Raw genomic sequence first — 26,035 nt, 5'->3', positions numbered from 1 at the left:
TAAAGAGGGGAGGCCAGGCTGTACCGCAGTCTGTAGCCTCCCCGAGCGTTTCTGGACTAAGCATGAGAATACTGATCATTGGCCCCAGCTGGGTCGGCGACATGGTGATGGCGCAGACCCTGTTCCAGTGCCTGAAACAGCAGCACCCCGACTGCGTGATCGACGTGTTGGCCCCCGAGTGGAGCCGGCCGATCCTGGAGCGCATGCCCGAGGTGCGCCAGGCCTTGAGCTTCCCGCTCGGTCACGGCGCGCTGGAGCTGGCCACGCGCCGGCGCATCGGCAAGTCCCTGGCCGGCCAGTACGACCAGGCCATCCTGCTGCCCAACTCGCTGAAGTCGGCACTGGTTCCGTTCTTCGCCGGTATCCCCAAACGCACCGGCTGGCGGGGCGAAATGCGCTTTGGCCTGCTGAACGATGTGCGCAAGCTGGACAAGGCCCGCTACCCGCTGATGATCGAGCGCTTCATGGCTTTGGCCTACGCGCCTGGTGCCGAGCTGCCGCAGCCGTACCCGCGCCCCAGCCTGCAGATCGAAGCGCAAAGCCGCGACGCCGCACTGGCCAAGTTCGGCCTGGAGCTGGACCGCCCGGTACTGGCGCTGTGCCCTGGTGCCGAGTTTGGTGAGGCCAAGCGCTGGCCGTCCGAGCATTACGCTGCCGTGGCCGACGCGATGATCCGTCAGGGCTGGCAGGTGTGGCTGTTCGGCTCGAAGAAAGACCACCCGGTCGGTGAGCAGATCCGTGACCGGTTGATCCCGGGTTTCCGTGAAGAGTCTTCCAACCTGGCCGGCGAAACCTCGCTGGCCGAGGCCATCGACCTGATGTCTTGCGCCCATGCCGTGGTGTCCAACGACTCCGGCCTGATGCACGTGGCCGCCGCGCTGAACCGCCCACTGGTGGCCGTATACGGCTCGACGTCGCCCGGATTCACCCCGCCGCTGGCCGACCAGGTGGAAGTGGTGCGCACCGGCATCGAGTGCAGCCCGTGTTTCGACCGTACCTGCCGCTTCGGTCACTACAACTGCCTGCGTCTGCTGGAGCCGGGCAAAGTCATTGCCGCCCTGCACAGCCTGAGCGGGCCGGACCTGATCGATACCGTGGCCGAGGTCGACTAAGTGCGGGTACTGATCATCAAGACCTCGTCGCTGGGTGATGTGATCCACACCTTGCCGGCGCTTACCGATGCCGCCCATGCCATCCCGGGCATCCGTTTCGACTGGGTGGTGGAAGAAGGCTTTGCCGAAATCCCCAGCTGGCACCCGGCGGTCGACCAGGTTATCCCGGTGGCCATCCGCCGCTGGCGCAAGAACCTCTGGCAAACCCTCAAGAGTGGCGAGTGGAAGGCGTTCAAGCAGCGTGTGCGCGAACGCCAATACGACCTGGTGATCGACGCCCAGGGCCTGGTGAAGTCGGCCTGGCTGACCCGCTACGTGAAGGCCCCCGTCGCCGGCCTGGACCGCTACTCGGCCCGCGAAGGCTGGGCCAGCCGCTTCTATGACCGGCGTCTGTCGGTTGCCACCGGCCAGCATGCGGTGGAGCGGGTACGCCAGTTGTTCGCCATGGCCTTGGCCTACGACTTGCCGGAAGGCATCGGCAACTACGGCCTGGACCTGGACCGCCTGCAGCTGCCGCCGGCTGCGCCCTATGTAGTGTTCCTGCATGGCACCACCTGGGCAACCAAGCATTGGCCTGAAGCTTATTGGCGCGAACTGGCCGAGCGCATGGGCCGGCGCAAGCTGGAAGTACGTCTGCCTTGGGGTAACCCGGCCGAGAAGGCGCGCGCCGAGCGCATCGCCCAGGGCTTGAACAACTGCCAGGTACTCCCCAAATTGAACCTTGCCGGCGTTGCCCGCGTGCTGGCAGCGGCTAAAGCCTGCGTGGCGGTCGATACTGGCCTTGGCCACCTGGCCGCAGCACTCGATGTACCCACCATTTCGCTGTTCGGCCCGACCAACCCGGGCCTGACTGGTGCCTACGGACGGACCCAGATTCACCAGGCCAGTGACTGGCCTTGCGCTCCCTGCCTGCAGAAGAAGTGCACCTACAAACCGAGCGCCGATGACCTGCGCCGATTCGATCTGAAACGCGAGTGGCCGCTGTGCTTCACTCGCCTGAATCCCGAGCATGTGGCGGGCCGCTTGAGCGCGTTGCTGCTGGCTGAGGATGTCCGTTGATGCAACTGGCTTTCGTGCTTTACAAATATTTCCCCTTCGGCGGGCTGCAGCGCGACTTCATGCGCATTGCCCTGGAATGCCAGAAGCGGGGCCACCAGATCCGTGTATACACGCTGATCTGGGAAGGTGACATTCCCCCGGGCTTTGAAGTGCTGGTGGCGCCGGTGAAGGCGATTTTCAACCACCGCCGTAACGAGAAGCTCAGCGCCTGGATGGCCGCCGACCTGGCCAAGCGCCCGGTCGACCGCCTGATCGGCTTCAACAAGATGCCGGGGTTGGACGTGTACTACGCCGCCGACGGTTGCTTCGAAGACAAGGCGCAGACCCTGCGTGGCGGCCTGTACCGCCGCTGGGGCCGTTACCGGCACTTTGCCGAGTACGAGCGTGCGGTATTCGCCAAGGACGCGCACACCGATGTGCTGATGATTTCCGAAGTGCAGCAGCCGCTGTTCATCAAGCACTACGGCACCCCGGTGGAACGCTTCCATCTGCTGCCGCCAGGCATTTCCCAAGACCGCCGTGCGCCGGCCAATGCCGCTGAAATTCGCGCCGAGTTCCGCAAGGAATTCAACCTGGGCGATGACGACCTGCTGCTGGTGCAGATTGGCTCGGGCTTCAAGACCAAGGGTGTGGACCGCAGCCTCAAGGCGCTGGCCGCACTGCCTTCGGCCCTGCGCAAACGCACCAGACTGATGGTGATCGGCCAGGACGACCCCAAGGTGTTCCAGCTGCAAAGCGCCACCCTGGGCCTGGGCGACCAGGTGCAGTTCCTCAAGGGCCGCAGCGACATCCCGCGCTTCCTGCTGGGTGCCGATTTGCTGATTCACCCGGCCTACAATGAGAACACCGGTACGGTGCTGCTCGAAGCGCTGGTGGCCGGCCTGCCGGTGCTGGTGTCCAAGGTGTGCGGTTACGCCCACTACATTGCCGAGGCCGACTGCGGCCTGGTGCTGGACGAGCCGTTCGAACAGGACCAGCTCAATGGCTACCTGCAACGCATGCTCGAAGACTCGCAGGCCCGCGCCAGTTGGTCGCGCAACGGCCTGGCGTTCGCTGAAACCGCTGATCTGTACAGCATGCCGCAGCATGCTGCCGACGTGATCCTGGGGCAGAAAACCGCATGAAGCTGATAGTGGCCGAGCCCTTCAAACGCCTGTGGGCCGGGCGAGATGCCTTCGACGCCGTCGAGGCGCTGCAAGGCGAGGTCTATCGCGAACTGGAAGGGCGCCGCACGCTGCGTACCGAGGTGGAGGGCGAAGGGTTTTTCGTCAAGATCCACCGCGGCATCGGCTGGGGCGAGATCTTCAAGAACCTGTTCACCGCCAAGCTGCCGGTGCTCGGTGCCGGCCAGGAATGGCAGGCCATCCAGCGCCTGCACGAGGTGGGCGTGCCGACCATGACCGCCGTCGCCTATGGCGAGCGCGGCAGCAACCCGGCTACGCAGCACTCGTTCATCATCACCGAGGAACTGGCGCCGACTATCAGCCTGGAAGATTTCAGCATCGACTGGGTCAAGCAGCCGCCCGCGCCACGCCTGAAGCGCGCGCTGATCGCCGAAGTGGCGAAGATGACCGGTGGCATGCACCGCGCCGGGGTCAACCACCGCGACTGCTACATCTGCCACTTCCTGCTGCACACCGACCGCCCGGTGACGGCGGATGACTTCAAACTGTCGGTTATCGACCTGCACCGTGCCCAGACCCGAGCGAAAATCAGCCGCCGCTGGCGCGACAAGGACCTGGCCGCGCTGTACTTCTCGGCGCTGGACATCGGCCTGACCCAGCGCGACAAACTGCGCTTTTTGCGGGGTTACTTCCAGCGCCCACTGCGGCAAATCCTGAAGGACGAAGCCCGTTTGCTCGCCTGGCTGGACCGCAAGGCGCAGAAACTCTATGACCGCAAGCAACGCTATGGGGATGCACTCTGATGGCGGGTTGGACACTGGCGCCAGGCTATGAACACCTGGCGGCGGACTTCGGCAGCCTCGATGCGGTATTTGCCCTCCAGGGCGAGCGCCTGACCCGCGACCCGCTCAGCGAGGTGGTGCGCATTGAGCGTGACGGGGTCAACTACTACGTCAAACGCTACACTGGGGCCGGCAAGCACATGCGCCGCTACTTGGGCCGACCACGCATCAAGGCCGAATGGCAGAACCTCAAGCAGTTCGCCAAGTGGGGTATTCCCACTGCCGAAGTGGTGGCGTGGGGGCTTGAGCGCAATGGCCTGGCTTTTGGCCGTGGGGCGATGATCACCCGCGAGCTGCCGCGCACCGAAGACCTGTCGGCGCTGGCTGAACGCAACGATGCACGCTTGGCCGACCGGGCCTGGGTCGATCACCTCAGCCGCCAGCTGGCGCGCCATACCCGGGTGATGCACGAGCACCGCTTTGCCCATAACGACCTGAAGTGGCGCAACCTGCTGGTCGATGACCAAGGCACGCTATTCTTCATCGACTGCCCTACCGGCGACTTCTGGCGCGGCTTCATGTGGCGGCACCGGATGATCAAGGACCTGGCCTGCCTGGACAAAGTGGCCAAATACCACCTGTCGGCCACCCAGCGCCTGCGCTTCTACCTGCAATACCGTGGCCGTGACCGGCTGAATGTGCGTGACAAGAAGCGCATTCGCCAGGTGCTGGGCTTTTTCGAGGGAAGGGAATGACCGATTACCTGGCCAGCGCGGACCTCGCGCTGCTCAAACGCCATGGCCTGGACGACTTCGAGGCGCTGTGGGCGCTGCAACTGGATGCCGTGGACGAACCCAACACGGGCCGTGGCGGCTGGAGCAGCGTGTTCCGCCTGGAACTCGAAGGCAAGGGCTACTACCTCAAGCGCCAGAGCGACTACCTGACCCGCACCCTGCACCGACCGTTCGGCGAGCCGACCTTCGCGCGAGAATTTCGCAACATCAGCCGCTACCAGAAGCTGCACATTCCGGCCTTGCAGGCGGTGTTCTATGGTGAGCGCAAGCAAGGCGGCAAACACCGGGCCATCCTGATGACCCGTGCCCTGGACGAATGGGCCGACCTCGACAGCCTGCTGGCCCAATGGCCGCAGCTAGGCGATGGCGAACGCACCGGCATCCTGCAGGCGTGTGGCCAGCTGGCGCGCACCCTGCACAGCGCCGGCCAGGTGCATGGCTGCTTCTACCCCAAGCACATCTTCCTGCGCCAACGCCGCGATGGCTGGGACGCGCAACTGATCGACCTGGAAAAGACCCGGCCTTTGCTGTTCGGCATGCGCGACCGCCTCAAGGACCTGGAGCCGCTGCTGCGCCGCGCCCGGGCCTGGAGCGAGGCCGATGTGCGCACGCTGCTGGCGACCTACCTGGCGCAGCCGGCTGACAGCACACTGGTCGACACCTGGCTGCAACGCCTGACGCAACGCCGTCGTGAAAAAGAGGCCCGCTGATGCGTTTGTCTGAACTGAAGGACGCCGGGCGAAGCCCGTCGTTACCCCTGAGTATCACCCTGGCCGACGCAGCCGGCAGCGCCGACCTACAACTGCTCAGCCTGTTGCGCGTGCTGCCGGGCCAGCGATATGTGGGCGCTGGCGTCTGGCGCGGTACCCCGGTGCTGGCCAAGTTGCTGGTAGGCGGTAGCGCCGCCCGGCATTTCCAGCGTGAGCTACAAGGCGTGAAGCTGCTGGCCGAACAGGGGCTGACCACGCCGAAGCTGCTGGCTGACGGCCTCAAGGAAGGCGAGGGTGGCTGGCTGCTGTTCGAATTCCTCGACGGCGCCGAAAGCCTCGCCGATGCCTGGGCTGCGGTGGAAAACCTGCCGGTGCTATCTGACGAGCAACACCTGGTGCTGGGCGAAGCGCTAACGGCTGTCGCGCAGATGCACGCTAAGGGCCTGTGGCAGGAAGACCTGCACCTGGACAACTTGCTGCGCCACGGCGGTAAGCTGTACCTGATCGATGGCGCTGGCATCAAGGCCGAAACGCCTGGCCAGCAGCTGTCGCGCCCACGCGTGCTGGAAAACCTCGGCGTGTTCTTCGCCCAGCTACCCAAGCGCCTGGAGCCGTTCATCGAAGAACTGCTGGTGCATTACCTGCTGGCCAATGCCGAACATGCACTGCCGATGGAGGCCTTGCAGAAGCAGGTGGACAAGGTGCGCAACTGGCGCCAGAAGGATTACCTGGAAAAGGCCGGCCGCGAGTGCAGCCTGTTCAGCGTCGAGCGCACCCTGTCGGGCTTGCAGGCGATTCGCCGCAGCGAGGTCGATGCCATGCAACCTGTGCTGGCGCAGGCTGATGCGTTGATCGACCAGGGCCACCTGTACAAGACCGGAGGTGCTGCCAGCGTGGCGCGGATCGAGGTCAATGGCCGCCAGCTGGTGCTCAAGCGCTACAACATCAAGAACACGGCGCACTGGTTCAAGCGCTTCTGGCGCCCGAGCCGTGCCTGGCATTCGTGGATCGAAGGCCACCGCCTGGAATTTCTCGACATCGCCACACCCAAGCCGCTGGCGGTGCTGGAACAGCGGGTGATGGGCCTGCGCAGCCGCGCCTACCTGGTCACCGAGTATGTCGATGGCCCGGACCTGACGGCCTGCTTCGCGCCCTATGTGGAGAGCGGCGAGGCCCCCGAGGAACAGGTGGATGCCCTGGTGCACGTGATGCAGCAGCTGATTCGCGAACGCATCAGCCATGGCGACTTCAAGGGCCATAACCTGTTCTGGGACAACGGCCAGTGGTCATTGATCGACCTGGATGCCATGTGCCAGCACGCCACCCAGCTCAGCTTCGCCCCGGCCTACGCCCGGGACCGGGCGCGGCTGTTACGCAACTGGCCGAGTGGCAGCGCTTTGCATCAGCGGCTGGACCGGCTGCTGCCCAAGCTGGCCGAATAGCCCGAGGGTAACGCCAGCCAGTCGCTGCCGCGGCCGGTCTGGCGAACCCGGATGCGCCATTCACCCTCCTGGTGGCGCAGCACCGCCCAGGCAGGCACGACACCAGACAAGCCAGCGGGCAACACCAGGTGATAGTGGCCAGGCAGCAGGTGGCGGCGTACTGGCAACTGATGGTTATGCAGTTGCAGGTACTGTGTGCTGTCGTGGTTGAACAGGTGTTCGTCTTCAATCGCTACGGTGCCCTTGAGCGGTGTTGCTAGCCGGCACTGTTCGAGCAGTTGCGTGATGTCTGGCAAACCGTCATGCCAGCGTACGGGAGAGTCCACTACCCAGTTGCCATCCTGACTGCGCTTGATCGGCAGTTTCAGGTACGCATAAGGCTGGTCGGGATCGGTGGCTCGCCAACGGGTGCCGTCAAAACTGACATTGAAGTAGCGGCCCAGGTTATCCCGCACGAAGTACTGGGTCAGCCCGGGGCTGGCCGACAGTTGTTCATAGACGGCCTCACCATGTACCGAGTCGATCCGGTAGCGCAACCTGGCAAGGTCCGGCGCGGTTTCGTAGTGTTTAGGTAGCGGTATCGGCGGCGGTTTGGGCAGCCCCCGCAAAGCACGGCGCATCAAGCTGGAACCTGCCATATCGTTCAGCCCGGCGGTGGCATGGCCGAGAGCAGCCACGGCATGGTGCAAGGCGCCCGCATGGTCGTCGTGGTCGAACGCTTCGAAGCCATCCCATATGGAAATCGCCATACGGCCAAATGCCAAGGCGACCAAAGTCCGTTGCGGCAGTACGAAGGTGACAATGTCCAGCACCAGCCGCAGCACATTGACCGAGAACTCCCCTAGCAGCTCCTGATTGCTGCGGGTGACGGAGTCGGTGTGCGCGATCAGATTTCTGACCTCGGCCCGGTAGAGTGCCTGATACAGATCGCCAGTGATGGTTTGCCGTGTAATGGATGCACCACCTACCCGCCCCTTGAGCAACCGCGCCTTGAGCTTTTTGCTGCTGGCCTGCGGCAGGCGCTGGACCAGGTAGTCCTGCAACCTCAGGTCACCGCGAATAGCCCGGATCAACGCTTTGATGTCGCGGTACTCACGCCAATAGCGCCTGTCCGGGACGTCAGGGCAATGAACGACGATTCGATTCGAGTTCTCTGGCGAGACGAGCAGCAAAACCCCCATCAATGTATCGCCGTGTACGAGCAGTTGCTGAACGATCACCTGTTGCTCGTTGTAATGTGGGCGTGCATGGCTGTCGGGGTTGCGGATGAGCGTACTGGCCCAGCCATACCCCTGCGCGAAAGTGTCGGCGAGAAAATGGCCTACATAGCGCGCTTTTACCGCTTCGGCATTCAGGCGGGCGCGGTAGACCTGTGTGTATGCCGCCTGGCGCCATCGGCCCTCTGGCGAGTCGAGCAATTGCGTGTGCAGGTAAGCCTTGTAACCGCTGCCGGCATTCAGGCGCCGTACGATCTGTTTTACCCGCAATGGCGTGAGCGCGGGCAAGGGTTGATCACCGTGAAGATAGACCCGGGCAGTCAGCCAGTAGTCCACATCGAACCAGCTGATGTTCAGCAGCGCCAGTTCGTCGAGGCGGTAGGTGTGATTCACCAGTTCGACGGTACCGCCCACCTGTTGTCGGCTGACCACCGGAATGTAGCCCACTGTGCTGCCCAGCGGGAGAGGGTTCACGATCGGCCCTACCTGGCGGGCAAGGGTGACGCTGATGGTGATATCACGCGGATCGCAGTCCAGGCCCGGGTCACGTTGCAGGTACTCGCGCAGGCGCACGTTTACCCACTGCAGCAGCGAATGCTGCTGGCTGAACTGTTCCAAAGTCAGAATGCCAGGCGCACTGGCCGCTTCGATGGCCATCACCTGTTCTTGCATGGCCTGCATGATGTGAGCGACACCTTGCTGCGATGCGGTGCGCAGCCAATTGGGCATGTGCTTCTCCAGCAGCAGGCCGTAGCGGTTGGCCAGTGGGCCACGGCTACCGACGGCTCTGCGTATGTCGAGTGCTGGGGCAAGCGCGTTGTCCAGCTGCTCGATATCACGCTGCTTGCCTTGCTTCCATGCAAGTTGCCAGGCATGGCTCAAGTGCCTTGATTGGGCGTCACGCAAGGTAGAGGCCAGGTAGCCGGCCACGTCCTCGGTATACCAGTCATAACGTAAACGCGCCGCGCAACGCGCGCTTTGCTGGTCAGCAGGGGTAATCATGAGCTTGAGCAGGTGCTCGCTCTGCTGCGGATCTTCCAGGCGCTCGCATACCTCCTTGTGGAGATCGTTCAGGTTGTCGAAGGCTTCGATGCCGTGAGCGATACTGCACAATAGTGCTCGGCCAACCGGTTCAGGGTGCTCAAGCGTACGTCCTTCAGCCCCCTGCTCGGTAATCACCAGAAAACCCGGCACATGGCTGCGCCAGTTGGGGTCAGTGCTGGTTAGCAACAGGCGGTAAACCTGAGGGCGTGCGGTGACGGGCAAGTGCCGCCGCTGCCAAGGTTGTGGCAGTTCCAGGCATGTCCTGAGCAGTTGGGCATGCGCTGCAGACAGGGTCTGATCGGTAGTGCGCAAGCGAATTTCCGCATCCAGCTGGTCGCGGAACAACACTGCCAGGCTGACAGCACGCGTCAGCCCTTTGCTGTTGCGCTCCAGCCAGTACGCTGCCTGGCGCGCGTGCAGTTGCTGACGAATGGTTTGGCAGAAGCTGCCGATACGGCTGCTGAAATCGGGAGGTAGGCTAAGTGCCGGGTAGTCGACATGCCTGATGCGGCTACCCGCAGGCAGACGAAAAGTGCCACCGTCGAACAGATGGAATCCCACCAGTTGCAATAGGTGATGCGTACCGAAAAACAGCGTGCGCGCACTGATGGAGAGGCCCGGGAACAGTTGGGCAAGCGTCAGATCAAGGCTGTGCTCGACGCCATGAATGGGGGGTAGCAGTGCATCAAGCTGGTTATCCAGCGTGTGAAAATGCGGCTGGGTGGTCATGGTCCGGCTCCTGCTGCGAAGGCGGACCATGCTGCGCCCGGGCGCCAGGACGGAGGTGTTAGCCGGCTACCTCAGCGGCGCCACAGGCCGTGTATCGAGAACCATGCTGGTAGGCCGAGCCCGAGCCAGGACAGCCCATCCCACCAACCATCACCCAGCAAGGCGGCGAACAGCCCCAGGGCTCCCAGCACGGCGATCAGCGCCGGCCAGGCAAAAATGCGCGAGGCGCGTTGCGACCTGTGGCTCATGCGCGTGCCTCCTTGAGTTTGCGTTGCTTGCCCCACCACAGGTACAGGCCGCTGCCGAGCACGATGATGGTCAGCACATCGAGCACCGCCCAGAGGAGTTGCATCGGGCGCCCGCCGTAATCGCCAAAATGCAAGGGTTGCGACAGGCCCATGGCGTCCATGTACCAGGGGCGCTCGCCGACCGCTGTAACTTCCAGGGTACGGGCATCGATCAACACGGGTGTGAACAGGTGCGAGCTTAGGTGCGTGGCACCGTTCATGAACACGGCATAGTGGTGCTCGCTGGAAAAGCGCGTACCGGGGAAGGCGATGAAGTCCGGGCGCATGCCGGGGGCAGCCTGTTCGGCAATCTCCAGCAGGCGTGTGGCGGGCGCGCGCTCGGTGAGCGGCGGGGCGTCGCGGTAAGGCGCGACCATGGCAGCCAGGCTGTCGTTGCGCCAGGCGGCGATAACCAGGTCGGACAGGGCGCTGATTACGCCGGTCACGCCTACCGTGAGTGCCCAGGCCAGGGTTACCACGCCGATCAGGTTATGCAGGTCGAGCCAGCGCAGGCGACGGGATTTTTCGTGGCGTACCGTGCCGAAGTCCAGGCGGCGCATGAACGGCGCATAGAGCACGGTGCCGGAGACGATTGCGAGGATGAACAGTACGCCCATGAAGGCCAGCAGCAGCTTGCCGGGCAGGCCGGCGAACATGTCCACATGCAGGCGCAGCATCACCATCATGAACCCGCCATTGGCGGCCGGCATGGCCACCGCTTCGCCGGTGCGGGCGTCGAGCATGAAGGTGTGCGACAAGTTGGGGTCGGTTCCCGCAGTGGCGGCGGTGATGGCGACCACGCCATCGGGTTCGTCTTTGTCGTAGCCGAAGTACTGCATGACCTCGCCGGGGCGGTGCTGCTCCGCTTTCAGTACAAGCTGTTGCAGGTCGAGGTGCGGGGTACCTGCTGGCATGTCACGCAGTTCGGGGGCGTCGCCGAGCAGGTGTTCGAGTTCGTGGTGGAAAATCAGCGGCAGGCCGGTGAGCGCCAGCAACAGCAGGAACAGGGTACAGACCAGGCTGCTCCAGGTGTGGATCACGGACCAGCGGCGGATGGTTGGGCTTTTCATCACGGTACCGTTTGTTGTCTGTTGGAACGGGGGCCGCAAAGCGGCCCCCATTCACTCAGAACTTGTAGTTGACGCTGGCGACCACGTTGCGTTCGTCGCCGTAGTAGCAGTAGTACCCGTCGCACGTCGACAGGTAGTCCTTGTTGAACAGGTTTTTCGCATCTACGGCCACGGTGACACCTTTGAGTGTGCTGTTCAGGCGGCCCAGGTCGTAATGTACGGAGGCGTCGTACACAGTGTACGAGCCCACATGGCCCCAGTCGGTGTTCGTGGTGTTGCCGTAGGTGTCGCCCACATAGCGCACGCCAACGCCTACGCCAAAGCCGTCCAGCGCCCCGCTGTGCCAGGTGTAGTCGGCCCAGGCAGTGGCCTGGTTACGCGGAACCTGCGCCATGCGCTTGCCTTTCTCTTCACGGGTGCCTTTGGTGATTTCGCTGTCGTTGTAGGTGTAGGAGCCCACCAGCTTGAGGTTTTCGCTCACATCCGAAGTAGCCTCAAGCTCAAGGCCTTTCACGCGCACTTCGCCAACCTGGCGGGTGACGCCACCCTCGGTCACCGACATGTTCTGCTGCGTCAGGTCGAATACAGCTGCGGTGAACAGGCTTTTGCTGCCTGGCGGTTGGTATTTGATACCCAGCTCGTACTGCTTGCCTTCGGTCGGCTTGAATGCATCGGTGCTATTGACGGTTGACCCGGTAGCGGCCTGGAACGACTCGGCATAGGAGATGTATGGCGTCAGCCCGTTATCGAACACATAACTGAGCGCTGCGTTACCACTGAACTTCTTGTCGCGCTGGGTATTGGTGGCGTCGCCCTGATTGTGGAAGGTGGTGCCGGTATGCACCCAGTCCTCACGACCACCCAGGGTCAGGCGCCAGTTGTCCAAGGCCATCTGGTCTTGGGCGTACAGGCCGGTCTGCTGGGTTTTCTGATCGTAGTCGTACATGTCGAAGTACTGAACGTTCGAGAAATCCTGGCCGTATATCGGGTTATGGATATTGCTTGATGGCACGCCGGCCGAGCCCCAACGCCAGCGAGCGTTGCTGTCCGAGCGCTGATGGTCGAGGCCCAGCAGCAGGGTATGGGAGAGTTGGCCAGTCTGGAAGTCGGCCTGGAAGTTGTTATCCACTGCGAACTGGGAGATATCTTCTTCGACGATACCGGCAGTACGTTGCACGGTGCCATCGGCGCTGACGGCCTCGTCCGGTCCGGCTGGCCCGATTGAGCCACCGGCGGTAATGCCCTTGAAGTCCAGTTCGTTGCGCGCATAGCGCAGGTTCTGGCGGAACTGCCAGGTGTCATTCAGGCGGGTTTCGAACGCATAGCCGAGGTGGTAGTAGGTGCGGTCGTAGGACTCCCAATCCGGATCACCCAGGTTCTTGTGGTGAGAAATCTTGCCCGCCGGGCTGTCCAGCTTGGTGCCTTGCAGAGGCAAGAACTGGCCAGTAATACCCGTATCATCGCGGGTGTACTGGGAGATGAAGGTCAGCTTGGTGTCGTCGTTGATGTTCCAGGTCAGGCTGGGCGCGATGTTATAGCGCTTGTCCGGTATATGGTCGATCGGCGAGCCGCTGTCACGCACGGTACCGCTCACCCGGTACAGGAACTGGCCTGCATCGTCGAGCTTGCCGGTGCTGTCAAAATTGATCTGCTTGTGATTGTTGCTGCCAACCTGGGCTTCGATTTCATGGCTGCTTTCCAGTTGCGGCCGACGGCTGGTCATGTCCAGCAACCCGCCTGGCGGGGTCTGGCCGTACACTGATGAAGCCGGGCCGCGCAGCACGGCGATGCGCTCCAGGTTCCAGGGTTCGATTTTGGGGGTGGCATAGTTCCCCTTGGGTAATGGCAGGCCATCGAGGAACTGGGTGGGCACAAAACCACGTACCAGCAACCAGTCGCTGCGTGAGTCGGAGCCGTAGCCGCTGCTCTGCACGCCTGCCGTATAGCGCAGGGCATCATTCAGGCTGAGTACTGGCCGATCTTCCATCTGCTGCCGGGTGATCACGGTTATCGAGCGGGGTAGTTCGGCGATGGCAGTGTCTGTCTTGGTGCCTGCTGCCGTGCGGGTTGCGGTGTAACCCTCAACCGCCCCCCAGGCGCTTTCATAATTGGCTGTAGCGTTGATCGCTGTTTCTGGTAACGCCAGTGTCCCTTCCGGCGTAGCCACCAGGCTGTAGCTGCCCACGCTGCTTTGTTGCAGTTGCAGGCCAGTCCCGCGCAAGGCGGCTTGCAGGGCACCTAGGCCGTCGTACTGGCCGGTCACCGGGGCCGAGGAGCGGCCGTTGACCAACGCCGGGTCGATGGCCAGGGCGATACCGACCTGGCTGGCGATCTGGTTCAGGGTGGTGGCCAGCGGGGCGCTGGGCAGGTCATAGGCGCGCGCAGCGGATTGCTCGGCGGCGCACAGGACAGGGCTGGCCAATGGCGCGGCTACGGCGATGGCAAGGGCCATCAGGCTAGGGCGCAAGATACGATCAACAGCACGGGACATGCAGTGGCTCCTGGACGGATAAGTGCTAACTGCTTCCTTGCCGAGCGAGATTTGAAAAGTGACAGGGCTGATCTGAAAATTATCGAGCAGTATTTTTGGCTTTCGGCCTTACTTCGGTACCACGTTCACCCACCACTGGGTATGCCGCTCGATTTTCACAGGCAAAGCCGGCACCAGTGATGCCAGCGCCAGGTCGGTGTCGGTCAGTGGGAAGCTGCCGGTCACGCGCAGGTCGGCGACCTTGGCGTCCACCCCGAGGTGGCCACTGCGGTACTGGCCCAGCGCGGCCAGCAGGTCGCCCAGGCGCACGTTGTCGACCACCAGCATGCCCCGGGTCCAGGCATCGGCACCGGCGGGCACCGTGCCGATCTGGCCAAGGCCGTTGGCGTTCATCAACACTTGCTGGCCTTCACGCAGCACCTGCTCGTCGCCACTGTTATGCGGCATGGCCGCAACCGAGGCTTGCAGCACTTCCAGGCGCGTACCGTCGGCCTCGCGGCGTACCAGGAAGCGCGTGCCCAGTGGCCGCAGGCGACCATCGTCGGTGCGTACCAGCAGCGGACGCGGGTCCTGGTGGCCGGTTTCGACCGAAATTTCGCCTTGGTGCAGCACGATCACCCGTTGCTCGCCTGCGTAGTCGATATCCACGGCGGTGTGGGTGTTCAGGCTCAGCAATGTGCCGTCTTGCAGGCGCAAGGTACGCAACTCGCCAGTCGCGGTGCGCTGGTCGGCCAGCCAGTAGCTGGGTGCCAGCGACGGGGCGCCGACCCAGGCCAGCAGTGAACCGAGCAGGAACATCCCGGCCAGTCCGCCGCCAACCTTGCCGATTCGGCGCCGCATGCTGACGCGCGACTGCAGCAGGGCCTGGCGTGCCGGGCCGGCTGCCGCACTGACCCGTTGGTCCATGGCGCCGAGCTGGCGCCAGGCCCGCGCGTGTTCTTCACTGGCGGCATGCCATCGCGTGAATTCGTTGCGTTCATCCGGTGTGCCGCTGGCGTCGCCGAGGCTCAGTTTCCAGGCGATGGCGGCTTCAAGTACCCGGGACGAAACCGGCGCGTTGCTCACGTCGGCTCCCCGTACAGGGCCACGTAGCACTGGCGCATGCCTTGGGCGATGTACTGGCGCACCCGCGATACCGAAACGCCCAGGCGCTCGGCGATCTCCGCATGGCCCATACCGTCCAGACGGTTGTGCAGGAACGCCGCGCGGGCCTTGCTCGACAGCTTGCCCAGCAGGCGGTCGATGGCCTTGAGGTCTTCGAGGATCAGGTGCTGCACTTCGGGCGAGGGCTGTTCGGCTTCCGGGATCAGCGCCAGCTCGGCCAGGTAGGCCTGTTCCAGCGCCGCACGGCGGAAGTGGTCGAACATCAGCCCCTTGGCCACGGCGGCGAGGAAAGCGCGGGGTTCGCGGGGGGTGTCCAGCTGCTCGCGGCCGAGCAGGCGCACGAAGGTGTCCTGGCTCAAGTCTTCGGCACGTTGGCGGCAGGCCATGCTGCGTTGCAGCCAGGCGAGCAGCCAGCCGCGATGGTCGCGGTACAGCGCACCGACCAGATCGGCGTGTGGGCTCTGTGCAGAAGACAAGCAGCGTCCCCCCGGAACGTATGCATTAACTAACGATAATTATTCGCGATTGTTGCAGAGGGGAGGGGGTGGGTGCAATGGACGCTTATCGGATTGCCATCATGGAAAAGGCTGATGGCCCAATCGCCGGCAAGGCCAATACAAATCTACAGACCGTGACTGTGCACGTTGCGCCTACGCCACCCACGCAACCGCTGCTCCAGCTGCAAAGGGCTGTCCAGCTGCTGGCGCCGGGCCTGGCTGAACAAAATCAGCGCCAGTTCAGCCGTAACCTGAGCATCGGCACTGGCATGGTGGCGCTCTTCCACCTGCAAGCCAAACCGCGCGACCCAGTCATCCAGCCCGGCCTCGCGCAGCACGGTGTCGGGGTTAAGCATCGGCGCCAGTTCGGCCACATCGAGGAACGGTGACTGCAAGCGGTAACCCAGGCTTTCCTTCAGCGCCCGCGCCAGCATGCGTTGGTCGAATGGCGCGTGAAACGCCAGTACCGGGCTGCTGCCAATGAAATCGAGCAAATCCAGCAAGGCCTCGGCCGGGTCGCAACCGGCGGCCAAGGCACTAGGGCCCAGGCCGTGAATCAGCACGCTGGCGTTGGTTTTCTGCAAAGGCCTGTGCAGGGTACGTTCGAACTGTTGCGCAAAGTCGATGGCACCGTCCTCGATAGCCACCGCCCCGATCGACAACACCTGATCACGGTTGGGGTTAAGCCCGCTGGTTTCCAGATCCAGCACTACCCAGCGCTGCTCACGTAAACTGCACACACCCAGCGGTGCGGGCTTGGGCAGCCGGGCCAGGCGCTGACGCATGGCGTGGTCCAGCTCGGGCGCGCTGGGGCGCAGCCAGGCAAACAGGCTCATAGCTGATACCGCAAGGCCAGGCTGCTTTGCAGGCGTTGGGCCTGGCGCAGGGACTCGCGCAGGATGCGCCGGTCCAGGTGGTTGAGGCTGTCCGGGTCGAGCCGGTTGGAGTACGGCAGGTTGTCGCGGGTCTGGCGCTGATGCTGCTGCATGCGGGTCTGCTGGATGAAGTGATAAGCCTCTTCATAGGCAGCGCCGTCCAGTGGCTCGATCACGCCATTGGCCACCAGTTGGCGCAGGCGCTCCAGGGTATTGCAGGCGCCAATGCCATTGGCCAGGGCCAGCAAGCGTGCGCCATCGACGAAGGGCGTCAGGCCCTGGACCTTGAGGTCGAGGGTGGCGGCCTTGTCGTTGCCCTGGCGGGTCAGCACGAATTCGCGCAGGCGGCCTACCGGTGGGCGCTGGCGCAGGGCGTTGTCGGCCAGCATGCGCTGGAAGAGGCGGTTGTCGGCTATTTGCTCCAGCAGGCGCTGGCGCAACTGCTCGCAGCCTTGCTCGTCGCCCCACACCACGCGCAGGTCGAAATAGATGCTGGAGCCCAGCAGGTTCTCCGGGCTGGCTTCGCGGACAAAACCGGCAAAGCGCCGTGCCCACTCGCTGCGCGACAGGCACAATTCAGGGTTGCCGGCCATGATGTTGCCCTTGCACAGGGTAAAGCCGCACTGTGCCAGGCACTGGTTGATGTACTGCGCCAGCGGCAGCAGGCGCGCACGGATGCTGTCGGCCTCGACGCTGTCGGCGGCCTCGAAGAGGATGCCGTTGTCCTGGTCGGTGTGCAGGGTCTGCTCGCGCCGCCCTTCGCTGCCGAAGCACAGCCAACTGAATGGCACGCCCGGGTCGCCGCGCTCGGCCAATGCCAGCTCGATCACTCGGCACACGGTGTGGTCGTTGAGCAAGGTGATGATCTGGGTGATCTGCGTGGACGATGCGCCGTGGGCGAGCATGCGCTCGACCAGCTGGCTGATTTCACCGCGCAGCGAAACCAGGGTGTCCAGCCGAGGTGCATGGCGGATGGTACGCGCCAGGTGCACCAGGTCGACCCGTTGCAGTGAGAACAGGTCACGCTCGGAAACCACCCCGCACAGGCGTCGGTTTTCCACCAGGCACACGTGGGCGATATGCCGTTCGGTCATGGCCATGGCCGCGTCGAAGGCGCTGGCCTGGGGGCTGAGGTAGAAAGGCTTGGCGGTCATGTGCCGCTCGATGGGGGCGCCCAGGTCCGCATCCATCGACGCCACCACCTGGCGCAGATCGCGCAGGGTGAAGATGCCGACAGGGTAGCGCTGCAGGTCGATCACCACGATGCTGCCGACCTGCTGTTCGTGCATCAGCCGCACGGCATCGCGCAACGGTGTATCGGCGCTGCACACCACCGGGTGACGCATGGCCAGCTCACCCAGCGGGGTGTTCAGTGAGTACTGGGTCCCGAGGGTTTCCACCGCGCGCTGGCGAACCTGTTGGTTGACCTGGTCGAGCAGGCTGCTGACCCCACGCAAGGCAAAATCCCGAAACACTTCAGACATCGAGAACACGCGGATGAACGCGGCTTTGTTCAACTGCAGGCAGAAGGTGTCTTCACCGGCCAGGTGCTCGGTGCGGGTCGCCCGTTCGCCCAGCAGTGCGGCCAGCGGGAAGCATTCGCCACTGGTAATTTCGAAGGTGGTCTCAACGCCCGGTTTGACCAGGTGCTGGCGCTCGCCAACCACTCGCCCCTGCTTGACGATGTAGAAGTGCTCCACCGGCCCGTCGGCAGGTTTGACGATGCTTTCGCCGCTGGCATAGAAGCGCAGCTGGCACTGTTCCACCAGGAAGGCCAGGTGGCTGTGCTCCATCTGGTTGAACGGCGGGAAGCGCTGCAGGAACTGCAGGGTGCCCTGGATGTTCTGCAGCACTGCCGTCCTGCCCGCCTGGCTGTAGGCGTCCTTTTTGCTCATGAAACTGACCGTATCGCTATGCCGAACTATATATATCTATATATAGGTGCCGGCCCTGTTGTTCTCTGCCTCCATGGTCGGCTTGCGGCGGGGTGGTGCCCATTGGACGTAAGTCTATGAGCACTCCTGTCAAAGACCCGACGAAAGGCGCACCGGGTTACGCAAGTAAAGTGGTCCTACTGCTGAAGCGGAATTTTTTTGACGAGATGACCATGCCTGAGCAAACCGACATCCTGAGCGACGCCGAGCGCGAGGCATTGGCCGTGGTGAGTGCGCCTGTGGCGCCCAGGCCATTGGTGCTGGTGGTGGATGACAACGCGGTGAACAGGGAGGCATTGATCCTCTACCTGAAAAGCCGTGGGATTGATGCGGTGGGTGCGGACGGGGCCGAGGAGGCCAGGCTATACCTGCATTATCAGCAGCGTATCAGCTTGATGATTACGGATTTGCGCATGCAGCCTGAGGATGGCCTGGACTTGATACGGACCATTCGCGAGTCGGAGCGGGCGGCGTTGTCGATCATCGTGGTGTCGGGCGACACCGATGTGAAAGAGGCGGTAGACGTGATGCACCTGGGGGTGGTGGATTTCCTGCTCAAGCCGGTGGACCTGGGCAAGCTGCTGGAGCTAGTGAAGAAAGAACTGAAACTAGAGTGATACGGAAAGGGGCCGCCAAGCGGCCCCTTACGATTTACAGCCCGTTACGCGCCTTGAACTCACGGCGACGACGGTGCAGCACCGGCTCGGTGTAGCCGTTCGGCTGCTTGCCACCTTCCACCACCAGCTCGACAGCGGCCTGGAACGCGACGTTGTCGTCGAAGTTCGGCGCCATCGGGCGGTACAGGGCGTCGCCGGCGTTCTGCTGGTCAACCACCACGGCCATGCGCTTGAGGCTTTCCAGCACTTGCTCCTGGCTGACTACGCCATGGCGCAGCCAGTTGGCCAGCAACTGGGCCGAAATACGCAGGGTGGCGCGGTCTTCCATCAGGCCGACGTTGTTGATGTCCGGCACCTTCGAGCAACCCACGCCCTGGTCGATCCAGCGCACCACGTAGCCGAGGATGCCCTGGGCGTTGTTGTCCAGCTCGTTGCGGATTTCTTCGGCAGACCAGTTGGTATCGGCAGCCAGCGGGATTGCCAGGATGTCGTCTACCGACGCTGGGGTGCGCGAAGCCAGTTCACGCTGGCGCGCCTGTACGTCCACCTTGTGGTAGTGCAGGGCGTGCAGGGTGGCGGCAGTCGGCGACGGCACCCAGGCGGTGTTGGCACCGGCCAGCGGGTGGGCGATTTTTTGCTCCAGCATGGCAGCCATCAGGTCGGGCATGGCCCACATGCCTTTGCCGATTTGCGCACGGCCTTGCAGGCCGGTGGCCAGGCCAACGTCGACGTTGTTGTTTTCGTAGGCGCCGATCCACTTCTCGTTCTTCATGGCGCCCTTGCGCACCACGGCGCCGGCTTCCATCGAGGTATGGATTTCATCGCCCGTGCGGTCGAGGAAACCGGTGTTGATGAACGCCACGCGCTCGGCGGCTGCCTTGATGCAGGACTTGAGGTTGACCGTGGTACGGCGCTCTTCGTCCATGATGCCGACCTTGACGGTGTTGCGCGGCATGCCCAGCAGGTCTTCGACCTGGCTGAAGATCTCGGCGGCGAACGCCACTTCTTCCGGCCCGTGCATCTTCGGCTTCACGATGTACACGCTGCCGCTGCGGGTGTTCTTGCGGGTGGTGTTGCCGTTGAGGTTGTGCAGGGCGATCAGGTTGGTGAACAGGCCGTCCTGAATACCTTCAGGAATTTCGTTGCCTTGGGCATCGAGAATCGCCGGGTTGGTCATCAGGTGGCCAACGTTACGCACGAACAGCAGCGAACGGCCATGCAGGGTCACGCTGCCGCCGTTTGGTGCGGCGTACTCGCGGTCCGGGTTCATGGTGCGGGTGAAGGTTTTGCCACCCTTGCTCACGCTTTCGGCCAGGTCGCCTTTCATCAGGCCCAGCCAGTTGCGGTAGACGATCACCTTGTCGTCGGCATCGACGGCGGCAACCGAGTCTTCGCAGTCCATGATGGTGGTCAGTGCCGATTCCATCAGGATGTCTTTCACACCCGCAGCGTCGGTGCTGCCAACCGGGGTGCTGGCATCGACCTGGATTTCGAAGTGCAGGCCGTTGTGCTTGAGCAGCACGGCAGTCGGCGCGGCGGCATCGCCGTGGAAGCCGATCAGTTGCGCGTCATCACGCAGGCCGCTGTTGCTGCCGCCTTTGAGGGCCACAACCAGTTTGCCGCCTTCGATGCGGTAGCCGGTGGAGTCGACGTGCGAGCCGGCGGCCAGCGGCGCGGCTTCGTCGAGGAAGGCGCGGGCAAAGGCGATGACCTTGTCGCCACGAACCTTGTTGTAACCCTGGCCTTTTTCGGCGCCGCCTTCATCGCTGATGGCGTCGGTGCCGTACAGGGCGTCGTACAGCGAACCCCAACGGGCGTTGGCGGCGTTGAGGGCGAAGCGGGCGTTCATCACCGGAACGACCAGCTGTGGGCCAGCCATGTGGGCGATTTCTTCGTCCACGTTCTGGGTGGTGGCCTGGAAATCGTCGGCTTGTGGCAGCAGGTAGCCGATTTCCTGGAGGAATGCTTTGTAGGCTACGGCGTCGTGGGCCTGGCCTTTGCGTGCCTGGTGCCAGGCGTCGATCTTGGCTTGCAGCTCGTCGCGCTTGGCGAGCAGGGCTTTGTTCTTTGGAGCGAGGTCATTGATGATCTTCTCTGCACCCGCCCAGAACTGCTCGGCGACGATGCCGGTCCCGGGGATGGCTTCGTTGTTCACGAAGTCGTACAGGACCTTGGCGACCTGAAGGCCACCGACTTGAACGTATCCAGTCATTGCTTGCCTCACTCTGCTCAGCTATTTCGCTCTTCTGTATTAAGCCTGTAGCGCTTCTCTAAACACGGCACCAGTGCATGCCCCCGGGTTGCGCCGGACGCGGCTGGGTGCGGCCTTCCAGACTGGCTGGCGGGCAGTGTGCGTATTTTCACAGGCGCCTTGGCAGACATCCAAACGACGTTTTGTAGTCCGCGCCACGGGATACTACATGAAGCAGTAGGCGGGGCAAAATCAGACTAAAAGCGCCGTTATGCGACCCGTTGGTCGCGTATGGTCACGCTGGGAGTGGGTATGTTCGCAAAAAACAGGTGGATTGTTCCAGATAAATCTTGAAACAGTACACGATTGGTCGTGCGGATTGCCCTGCGGCAGGTTGCCGCGCCTTGCCTATACTGAGTCGATCCCCCGATTTTCTGCCGCCCGGCGCGGTCCGACACGAGGAAGGGCTTGTGGATCATCTTGTACTGACGGTAATTGCCCCTGACAAGGCCGGCCAGGTCGAACGTATTGCCCAATGCATCGCCGACCACAGTGGCAACTGGCTGGAAAGCCGCATGTCGCGTATGGCCGGGCAGTTTGCCGGCATCCTGCGGGTGGCGGTGCCGGCTGAAAACTACGATGAGCTGGTGGCGTCGCTGCAGGGGTTGGTCAGGTATGACATTCGGGTGCTGATTGCCGAGAGCGGGATTGAGCCTTCTTGCACATGGAAACCGATTGCCATGGAACTGGTGGGTAACGACCGGCCAGGGATCGTGCGCGACATTACTCGTTTGCTGGCTGAGTTGCAGGTGAACGTCGAGCGGTTTTCCACAGAGGTGCGGCCTGCACCGATGAGCAGCGAGCCGCTGTTTCATGCCGATGCGCTGCTGGCGCTGCCGTTGACCTTGCCGCTGGATGTGCTGCAGCACAAGCTGGAGAGCCTGGCGGATGACTTGATGGTGGAACTGCACTTGCGGGCCGAGGATTGATTCGAGACTGGCCCTTGCGGTTATCCCGATATCACGGGGAAGGCCCTGTGGATAACCTGGGGGTTCCCCTCTCCAGCCCAGGCCGCGCGTGCCTTGCACAGCTTTGATCAAAAAACACCCAAAAATCAGCACCTTGTGCACAAAGCACGGGGACGAGGGTGTGGATAACCTTTGGAGATGTCTCTGCAGGCCACGCATCACCTGGCCTGCAGAGATTTGATCGTTTTTTGATCAGCTGCGTTTGCGCAAACTTAACCAGGCGTCGACGCTGTAAATGGCCAAACCTGCCCAGATGAACATGAACGCCACCAGGTTGCTCGACGACAGGTGCTCATCGAACAGCAGCACTGCTTGCAGCAACACCAGCGTGGGTGCCAGGTATTGCAGGAAGCCCAGCGTGGTATACGGCAGGTGCCGCGCCGCTGCGTTGAAGCACACCAACGGTATCAGCGTCACCGGCCCGGCAGCCATCAGCCACAGCGCCTCGCTGCTGGTATAGAACGCCGCTTGGGCACTCATCGCCGCCGGGTGCAGCAGCAGCCAGCCAAGGGCCAGCGGCACCAGCATCCAGGTTTCCACTACCAGGCCCGGCAATGCCGCCACTGGCGCCTGTTTGCGAATCAGCCCATAGAAGCCGAAGCTCAGCGCCAGCACCAGCGACACCCAGGGCAGGCTACCCACTTGCCACACCTGCTGGGCCACGCCCACAGCGGCCATGCCCACCGCCAGCCACTGCAGGCGGCGCAGGCGTTCGCCAAGAATCAGCATGCCCAACAGCACATTGATCAGCGGGTTGATGTAGTAGCCCAGGCTGGCTTCGAGCATCCGGCCGTTGTTCACCGACCATACGTACGTCAGCCAGTTACCGGCGATCAGCGCACCGCTCAGGGCCAGGATGCCCAGCCGGCGCGGGTTGTCACGCAGTTCGCGCCACCAGCCGGGGTGCTTCCACACCAGTAGCAGCAGCGAGCCGAACAATGCCGACCAGAGTACCCGGTGGACAATGATCTCCACCGCCGGGACGCTCTGGATCGCCTTGAAGTACAGGGGGAACAGGCCCCAGATGATGTAGGCACTGAGGCCCAGTAGGTACCCGCGACGCGGGTTTGCGGCGTGCATGCAGAATCCTTGCTTAGGTAGCTAAATAAAGCGACGCCTATTGTAGACAGAGGCGGGCGTGCTTCTAGAACAATTTCAGCGGTGCTTCATCCAGTGCCGCCATTTGTTCGCGCAGGGCGAGAATCTGGTCGCCCCAGTAGCGGGGCTGGCCGAACCACGGAAAGCTTGGCGGGAACGCCGGGTCGTCCCAACGCCGTGCCAGCCAGGCGCTGTAATGCAGCTGGCGCAGGGCGCGCAGGGGTTCGATCAGGGCAAGCTCGCGCGGGTCGAAGTCGTGGAACTCGTTGTAGCCGTCGATCAGCTCGGCCAACTGCCCCAGGCGCTCTTCGCGGCTGCCGGCCAGCATCATCCACAGGTCCTGGACGGCCGGGCCCATGCGGCAGTCGTCCAGGTCGACCACATGGTAGACGTCGTCGCGGTGCATCAGGTTGCCGGGGTGCAGATCGCCATGCAGGCGGATCACATTGTGAGGGGTGCGTGCGTAGGCATCTTCGACCCGCTTGAGCAGGTCTCGGGCAACCGATTCGTAGGCAGGCAGCAGCTCTCGCGGTACGAAGTTGCCCTCCAGCAACGTGTTCAGTGACGCGTGGCCAAAGTTGTCCACCGCCAGCGCTTCTCGATGTTCGAACGGGCGGGTGGCACCGACCGCATGAAGCCGGCCGAGCAACTGACCAAGGCGGTAGAGCTGGTCGAGGTTGCCCGGCTCCGGGGCGTGGCCGCCGCGGCGAGGGAACAGGGTGAAGCGGAAGCCCTGGTGCTCGAACAAGGTGCGGCCGTCGTGCTGCATCGGCGCAACCACCGGCACTTCACAGTCGGCGAGCTCGGCGGTGAAGCTGTGTTCTTCAAGGATGGCCGCATCGCTCCAGCGGCCTGGGCGGTAGAACTTGGCGATCAGCGGCTGCGCGTCCTCGATGCCCACCTGATAGACGCGGTTCTCGTAGCTGTTCAGTGCCAGCACCCGTGCATCGCTGAGAAAGCCGATGCTTTCCACGGCGTCCAGGACCAGGTCGGGGGTGAGTGTGTCGAAGGGGTGGGACATGGTGACTCCGGAGGGTAAGCAGCGTGGGGCCATGGTAGCGCGTTCCGCCTGCGCCGGCCTCTTCGCGGCTATAGCCGCTCCCACAGGTTTTGTGCAAATGCCTCAGGCGGCGCAGTTTTTGTGGGAGCGGGCTCACCCGCGAACCGCGCTGAAGCGCGGCCAGGCTATGCAGGAACCCCGATCAGCACATAGGACGGATGAAACTGCGCCCGTACCGAACTACCAGCTGCCACCGATTGCCCGGCCAACCAATCCGCCTCGGCAATGGCGCACAGCGTCTGCCCGTTGCCCAGCGCCAGCCGGACCTCACCAGGCCCATCATCCTCGCTCAGCACGTCTTCCACCGTTGCGCTCAAGCAATTGCTGCCCGCTTCGACCTCTTCCCCCTCCGCCAACAACCGCACCCACCCAGCCTTGAGCAGCGCCACCACCATCGCCCCCAGTGTCAACTCCAGCCGCGCGGTACTGTCGTGCGTGATCAGCGCATCAATTTCCAGCCCACCGCCCAATGCCAGGCTGACACGGTCATACCGGCCTTCACGGCGCAGGCCGCTGACCTGGCCTTGCAGCTGGTTGCGTGCACTGGTGCGCAGCATCAGGCGGCCGAGCAGGTCGAGGTCGCTGGACTCTTCGGCGGCCTCGAGGATTTGCGCCTGCAAGGCCTGCAGCCGCTGATACAGGCGCAGCACCCGCTCGCCTTCCGGCGACAAACGCGCACCGCCACCGCCACGGCCACCTGTGCTGCGCTCCACCAAGGGCTGGCTGGCCAGGTTGTTGAGCTCATCAATGGCATCCCAGGCTGCCTTGTAGCTGATGCCCGCAGCCTTGGCGGCGCGGGTTATCGAGCCTTGCTCGGCAATGTGCTGCAGCAGCGCAATGCGCTGGGGGCGGCGGGCGATGTGCTGGGTAAGCAAAGTAGGCATCGGCATGAGCATTGAGTCGTTGTAGGTGAAGGGCCTGAAGGTGGATTGTGTAGGACTGTGCAGTGTCATGCATACCCCGGCTTGGGCGTGCGCGCCAGGCAATACACATCCACACGCTGCGCGCCGGCCTTGCGCAGCACTTCGGCAATGGCCTGCACGGTGGCACTGGTGGTTACCACATCATCGACAATGGCGACATGCTTGCCTGTCAAATCGCCCGTGACCGCAAACGCCTGACGTAAATTGCGCTGCCGTGCCTTGGCGTCCAGCTGTTGTTGTGCAGGCGTCTCGCGCGTGCGCACCAATAACCGCTCGTCGCAAACCAGTCCAAGTTGCGAAGCCAACCAACGCCCAAGCATCCCCGCCTGGTTGAACCCTCGTTCGCGCAGTCGACGCCTGGCCAAGGGAACGGGCAACAGCAGGTCAGGGCGGGCTAACCCTTCGGCAAAGCGGTGCAGCAGCCCATGCCCCAGCAATTCAGCCATCAACCGCCCCAAGGGCCACTGTCGGTTGTGCTTGAAGCGGCTGACCAGCGTATCGACCGGAAAGCCGAATTGCCAAAGCGCAAACACCTGGTCGAAGGCCGGCAGGCGGCGACAGCACTGAGCGCAGGTCAGGCCCGCCATGGGCAGCGGCAGGGCGCAGCGCAGGCAATGATCACCGAGCCAAGGTAATTCCTGCTCGCAGGCAATACACAGGGGGTAGGCCTGCTCGGCAGGTTCATCACACAACAAACACGATTGATTAATAAATGAGCATTTGTAAACCAGTGTTTTCCAGTATGGTTGACAGTTCATAGGCCTTCCATGAGTATGCGAGCTATCCGTGATGCGCTGGCGGGCTTTCCTGTCCCGGCGCCAGCTACAGCCTAAACAAGGAAACGCCG

22 protein-coding genes are annotated in these 26,035 nt (G+C 63.2%); 9 read left to right on the top strand and 13 right to left on the bottom strand.

Annotated elements, in window-relative coordinates; all coding sequences use genetic code 11:
• Window positions 1–62 precede the first annotated feature (62 nt).
• From waaF to D906_RS19710, 7 genes are read left to right on the top strand one after another with little or no spacing between them, the layout of a single operon-like run.
• Window positions 63–1,112: a lipopolysaccharide heptosyltransferase II gene (gene waaF / locus D906_RS19740; protein WP_016714541.1), complete on the top strand. Its 1,050-nt coding sequence runs from the start codon at window positions 63–65 to the stop codon at window positions 1,110–1,112.
• Window positions 1,113–2,171, top strand: coding sequence for a lipopolysaccharide heptosyltransferase I (waaC, locus tag D906_RS19735; protein WP_016714542.1), 1,059 nt, complete (start codon window positions 1,113–1,115; stop codon window positions 2,169–2,171).
• Window positions 2,171–3,295, top strand: a complete 1,125-nt coding sequence (locus tag D906_RS19730) for a glycosyltransferase family 4 protein (RefSeq protein WP_016714543.1) — start codon at window positions 2,171–2,173, stop codon at window positions 3,293–3,295. Before waaC ends, D906_RS19730 begins: the two co-directional genes overlap by 1 nt.
• Window positions 3,292–4,098, top strand: a complete 807-nt coding sequence (gene rfaP / locus D906_RS19725; RefSeq protein ID WP_016714544.1) for a lipopolysaccharide core heptose(I) kinase RfaP — start codon at window positions 3,292–3,294, stop codon at window positions 4,096–4,098. Before D906_RS19730 ends, rfaP begins: the two co-directional genes overlap by 4 nt.
• Window positions 4,098–4,832 carry a lipopolysaccharide kinase InaA family protein gene (locus tag D906_RS19720; RefSeq protein ID WP_016714545.1) on the top strand — a complete coding sequence of 245 codons (735 nt, stop codon included), beginning with the start codon at window positions 4,098–4,100 and terminating at the stop codon, window positions 4,830–4,832. The genes rfaP and D906_RS19720 overlap by 1 nt, the downstream gene beginning before the upstream one ends.
• On the top strand, window positions 4,829–5,581 hold the full coding sequence (locus tag D906_RS19715; protein WP_025754051.1) for a lipopolysaccharide kinase InaA family protein: 753 nt from the start codon (window positions 4,829–4,831) through the stop codon (window positions 5,579–5,581). The genes D906_RS19720 and D906_RS19715 overlap by 4 nt, the downstream gene beginning before the upstream one ends.
• Window positions 5,581–7,023, top strand: a complete 1,443-nt coding sequence (locus D906_RS19710) for a lipopolysaccharide kinase InaA family protein (protein WP_019096917.1) — start codon at window positions 5,581–5,583, stop codon at window positions 7,021–7,023. Before D906_RS19715 ends, D906_RS19710 begins: the two co-directional genes overlap by 1 nt.
• Here D906_RS19710 and D906_RS19705 read toward each other — a convergent pair.
• The 8 genes from D906_RS19705 to D906_RS19675 all read right to left on the bottom strand — a co-directional run bounded on the left by D906_RS19705 (window position 6,984) and on the right by D906_RS19675 (window position 18,232).
• The gene (locus D906_RS19705) at window positions 6,984–10,013 is read right to left on the bottom strand and encodes a dermonecrotic toxin domain-containing protein (RefSeq protein WP_027615924.1); all 3,030 of its coding nucleotides are present in this window, start codon (window positions 10,011–10,013) and stop codon (window positions 6,984–6,986) included. The genes D906_RS19710 and D906_RS19705 overlap by 40 nt on opposite strands.
• A 71-nt stretch (window positions 10,014–10,084) precedes the next feature.
• Complete coding sequence (locus tag D906_RS26650; RefSeq protein ID WP_143503503.1) at window positions 10,085–10,261, bottom strand: DUF4175 domain-containing protein; 177 nt, start codon at window positions 10,259–10,261, stop codon at window positions 10,085–10,087.
• On the bottom strand, window positions 10,258–11,370 hold the full coding sequence (locus D906_RS19700; protein WP_027615923.1) for a PepSY domain-containing protein: 1,113 nt from the start codon (window positions 11,368–11,370) through the stop codon (window positions 10,258–10,260). Before D906_RS19700 ends, D906_RS26650 begins: the two co-directional genes overlap by 4 nt.
• A gap of 55 nt (window positions 11,371–11,425) precedes the next feature.
• The gene (locus D906_RS19695; RefSeq protein WP_027615922.1) at window positions 11,426–13,861 is read right to left on the bottom strand and encodes a TonB-dependent siderophore receptor; all 2,436 of its coding nucleotides are present in this window, start codon (window positions 13,859–13,861) and stop codon (window positions 11,426–11,428) included.
• Between the two features lie 108 nt (window positions 13,862–13,969).
• Window positions 13,970–14,926: a FecR domain-containing protein gene (locus D906_RS19690; protein ID WP_025754046.1), complete on the bottom strand. Its 957-nt coding sequence runs from the start codon at window positions 14,924–14,926 to the stop codon at window positions 13,970–13,972.
• On the bottom strand, window positions 14,923–15,441 hold the full coding sequence (locus D906_RS19685) for an RNA polymerase sigma factor (RefSeq protein ID WP_019097171.1): 519 nt from the start codon (window positions 15,439–15,441) through the stop codon (window positions 14,923–14,925). Before D906_RS19685 ends, D906_RS19690 begins: the two co-directional genes overlap by 4 nt.
• A gap of 146 nt (window positions 15,442–15,587) precedes the next feature.
• A complete protein-coding gene (locus D906_RS19680; protein ID WP_019097170.1) occupies window positions 15,588–16,298 on the bottom strand; it encodes a PolC-type DNA polymerase III in 711 nt (236 codons plus the stop codon).
• The gene (locus D906_RS19675) at window positions 16,295–18,232 is read right to left on the bottom strand and encodes a DUF294 nucleotidyltransferase-like domain-containing protein (RefSeq protein WP_027615921.1); all 1,938 of its coding nucleotides are present in this window, start codon (window positions 18,230–18,232) and stop codon (window positions 16,295–16,297) included. Before D906_RS19675 ends, D906_RS19680 begins: the two co-directional genes overlap by 4 nt.
• Before the next feature lie 116 nt (window positions 18,233–18,348).
• On the opposite strand from D906_RS19675, the gene D906_RS19670 reads away from it, so the two are divergent.
• Window positions 18,349–18,888, top strand: a complete 540-nt coding sequence (locus D906_RS19670; protein ID WP_019097168.1) for a response regulator — start codon at window positions 18,349–18,351, stop codon at window positions 18,886–18,888.
• A 34-nt stretch (window positions 18,889–18,922) separates the two neighbouring features.
• Here D906_RS19670 and D906_RS19665 read toward each other — a convergent pair whose 3' ends face one another.
• Window positions 18,923–21,100 carry a malate synthase G gene (locus D906_RS19665; RefSeq protein ID WP_016714557.1) on the bottom strand — a complete coding sequence of 726 codons (2,178 nt, stop codon included), beginning with the start codon at window positions 21,098–21,100 and terminating at the stop codon, window positions 18,923–18,925.
• Between the two features lie 449 nt (window positions 21,101–21,549).
• Between D906_RS19665 and D906_RS19660 the strand changes: the two genes are divergently transcribed.
• Window positions 21,550–22,068 carry a glycine cleavage system protein R gene (locus D906_RS19660; RefSeq protein ID WP_019097167.1) on the top strand — a complete coding sequence of 173 codons (519 nt, stop codon included), beginning with the start codon at window positions 21,550–21,552 and terminating at the stop codon, window positions 22,066–22,068.
• A gap of 231 nt (window positions 22,069–22,299) precedes the next feature.
• Here D906_RS19660 and rarD read toward each other — a convergent pair whose 3' ends face one another.
• The 4 genes from rarD to D906_RS19635 form a co-directional block, all read right to left on the bottom strand.
• Window positions 22,300–23,187 carry an EamA family transporter RarD gene (gene rarD, locus D906_RS19655; protein WP_016714559.1) on the bottom strand — a complete coding sequence of 296 codons (888 nt, stop codon included), beginning with the start codon at window positions 23,185–23,187 and terminating at the stop codon, window positions 22,300–22,302.
• Between the two features lie 64 nt (window positions 23,188–23,251).
• On the bottom strand, window positions 23,252–24,226 hold the full coding sequence (locus D906_RS19650) for a serine/threonine protein kinase (RefSeq protein WP_019097165.1): 975 nt from the start codon (window positions 24,224–24,226) through the stop codon (window positions 23,252–23,254).
• Window positions 24,227–24,390: 164 nt separating this feature from the next.
• Window positions 24,391–25,155: a TOBE domain-containing protein gene (locus D906_RS19640; protein ID WP_027615919.1), complete on the bottom strand. Its 765-nt coding sequence runs from the start codon at window positions 25,153–25,155 to the stop codon at window positions 24,391–24,393.
• 59 nt (window positions 25,156–25,214) lie between these two features.
• Entirely contained in the window at window positions 25,215–25,946 is a 732-nt protein-coding gene (locus D906_RS19635) for a ComF family protein (protein ID WP_025754042.1), read from the bottom strand.
• Window positions 25,947–26,035: the final 89 nt, after the last annotated feature.

This window comes from Pseudomonas sp. LAIL14HWK12:I1 (assembly GCF_003202095.1).
In the GTDB taxonomy this organism is placed as follows: Bacteria; Pseudomonadota; Gammaproteobacteria; order Pseudomonadales; family Pseudomonadaceae; genus Aquipseudomonas; species Aquipseudomonas monteilii.
Note: the sequence above shows the minus strand (reverse complement) of the source record. Positions and strands in the feature narration are given on the sequence as shown.

Excerpts from the sequence above, each read along its gene's own strand:
- waaF (WP_016714541.1), top strand. The coding sequence starts at position 63 with ATGAGAATACTGATCATTGGCCCCAGCTGGGTCGGCGACATGGTGATG.
- D906_RS19730 (WP_016714543.1), top strand. The coding sequence starts at position 2,171 with ATGCAACTGGCTTTCGTGCTTTACAAATATTTCCCCTTCGGCGGGCTG.
- rfaP (WP_016714544.1), top strand. The coding sequence starts at position 3,292 with ATGAAGCTGATAGTGGCCGAGCCCTTCAAACGCCTGTGGGCCGGGCGA.
- D906_RS19720 (WP_016714545.1), top strand. The coding sequence starts at position 4,098 with ATGGCGGGTTGGACACTGGCGCCAGGCTATGAACACCTGGCGGCGGAC.
- D906_RS19715 (WP_025754051.1), top strand. The coding sequence starts at position 4,829 with ATGACCGATTACCTGGCCAGCGCGGACCTCGCGCTGCTCAAACGCCAT.
- D906_RS19710 (WP_019096917.1), top strand. The coding sequence starts at position 5,581 with ATGCGTTTGTCTGAACTGAAGGACGCCGGGCGAAGCCCGTCGTTACCC.
- D906_RS19705 (WP_027615924.1), bottom strand. The coding sequence starts at position 10,013 with ATGACCACCCAGCCGCATTTTCACACGCTGGATAACCAGCTTGATGCA.
- D906_RS26650 (WP_143503503.1), bottom strand. The coding sequence starts at position 10,261 with ATGAGCCACAGGTCGCAACGCGCCTCGCGCATTTTTGCCTGGCCGGCG.
- D906_RS19700 (WP_027615923.1), bottom strand. The coding sequence starts at position 11,370 with ATGAAAAGCCCAACCATCCGCCGCTGGTCCGTGATCCACACCTGGAGC.
- D906_RS19695 (WP_027615922.1), bottom strand. The coding sequence starts at position 13,861 with ATGTCCCGTGCTGTTGATCGTATCTTGCGCCCTAGCCTGATGGCCCTT.
- D906_RS19680 (WP_019097170.1), bottom strand. The coding sequence starts at position 16,298 with ATGAGCCTGTTTGCCTGGCTGCGCCCCAGCGCGCCCGAGCTGGACCAC.
- D906_RS19675 (WP_027615921.1), bottom strand. The coding sequence starts at position 18,232 with ATGAGCAAAAAGGACGCCTACAGCCAGGCGGGCAGGACGGCAGTGCTG.
- D906_RS19670 (WP_019097168.1), top strand. The coding sequence starts at position 18,349 with ATGAGCACTCCTGTCAAAGACCCGACGAAAGGCGCACCGGGTTACGCA.
- D906_RS19665 (WP_016714557.1), bottom strand. The coding sequence starts at position 21,100 with ATGACTGGATACGTTCAAGTCGGTGGCCTTCAGGTCGCCAAGGTCCTG.
- rarD (WP_016714559.1), bottom strand. The coding sequence starts at position 23,187 with ATGCACGCCGCAAACCCGCGTCGCGGGTACCTACTGGGCCTCAGTGCC.
- D906_RS19650 (WP_019097165.1), bottom strand. The coding sequence starts at position 24,226 with ATGTCCCACCCCTTCGACACACTCACCCCCGACCTGGTCCTGGACGCC.
- D906_RS19640 (WP_027615919.1), bottom strand. The coding sequence starts at position 25,155 with ATGCCGATGCCTACTTTGCTTACCCAGCACATCGCCCGCCGCCCCCAG.
- D906_RS19635 (WP_025754042.1), bottom strand. The coding sequence starts at position 25,946 with ATGAACTGTCAACCATACTGGAAAACACTGGTTTACAAATGCTCATTT.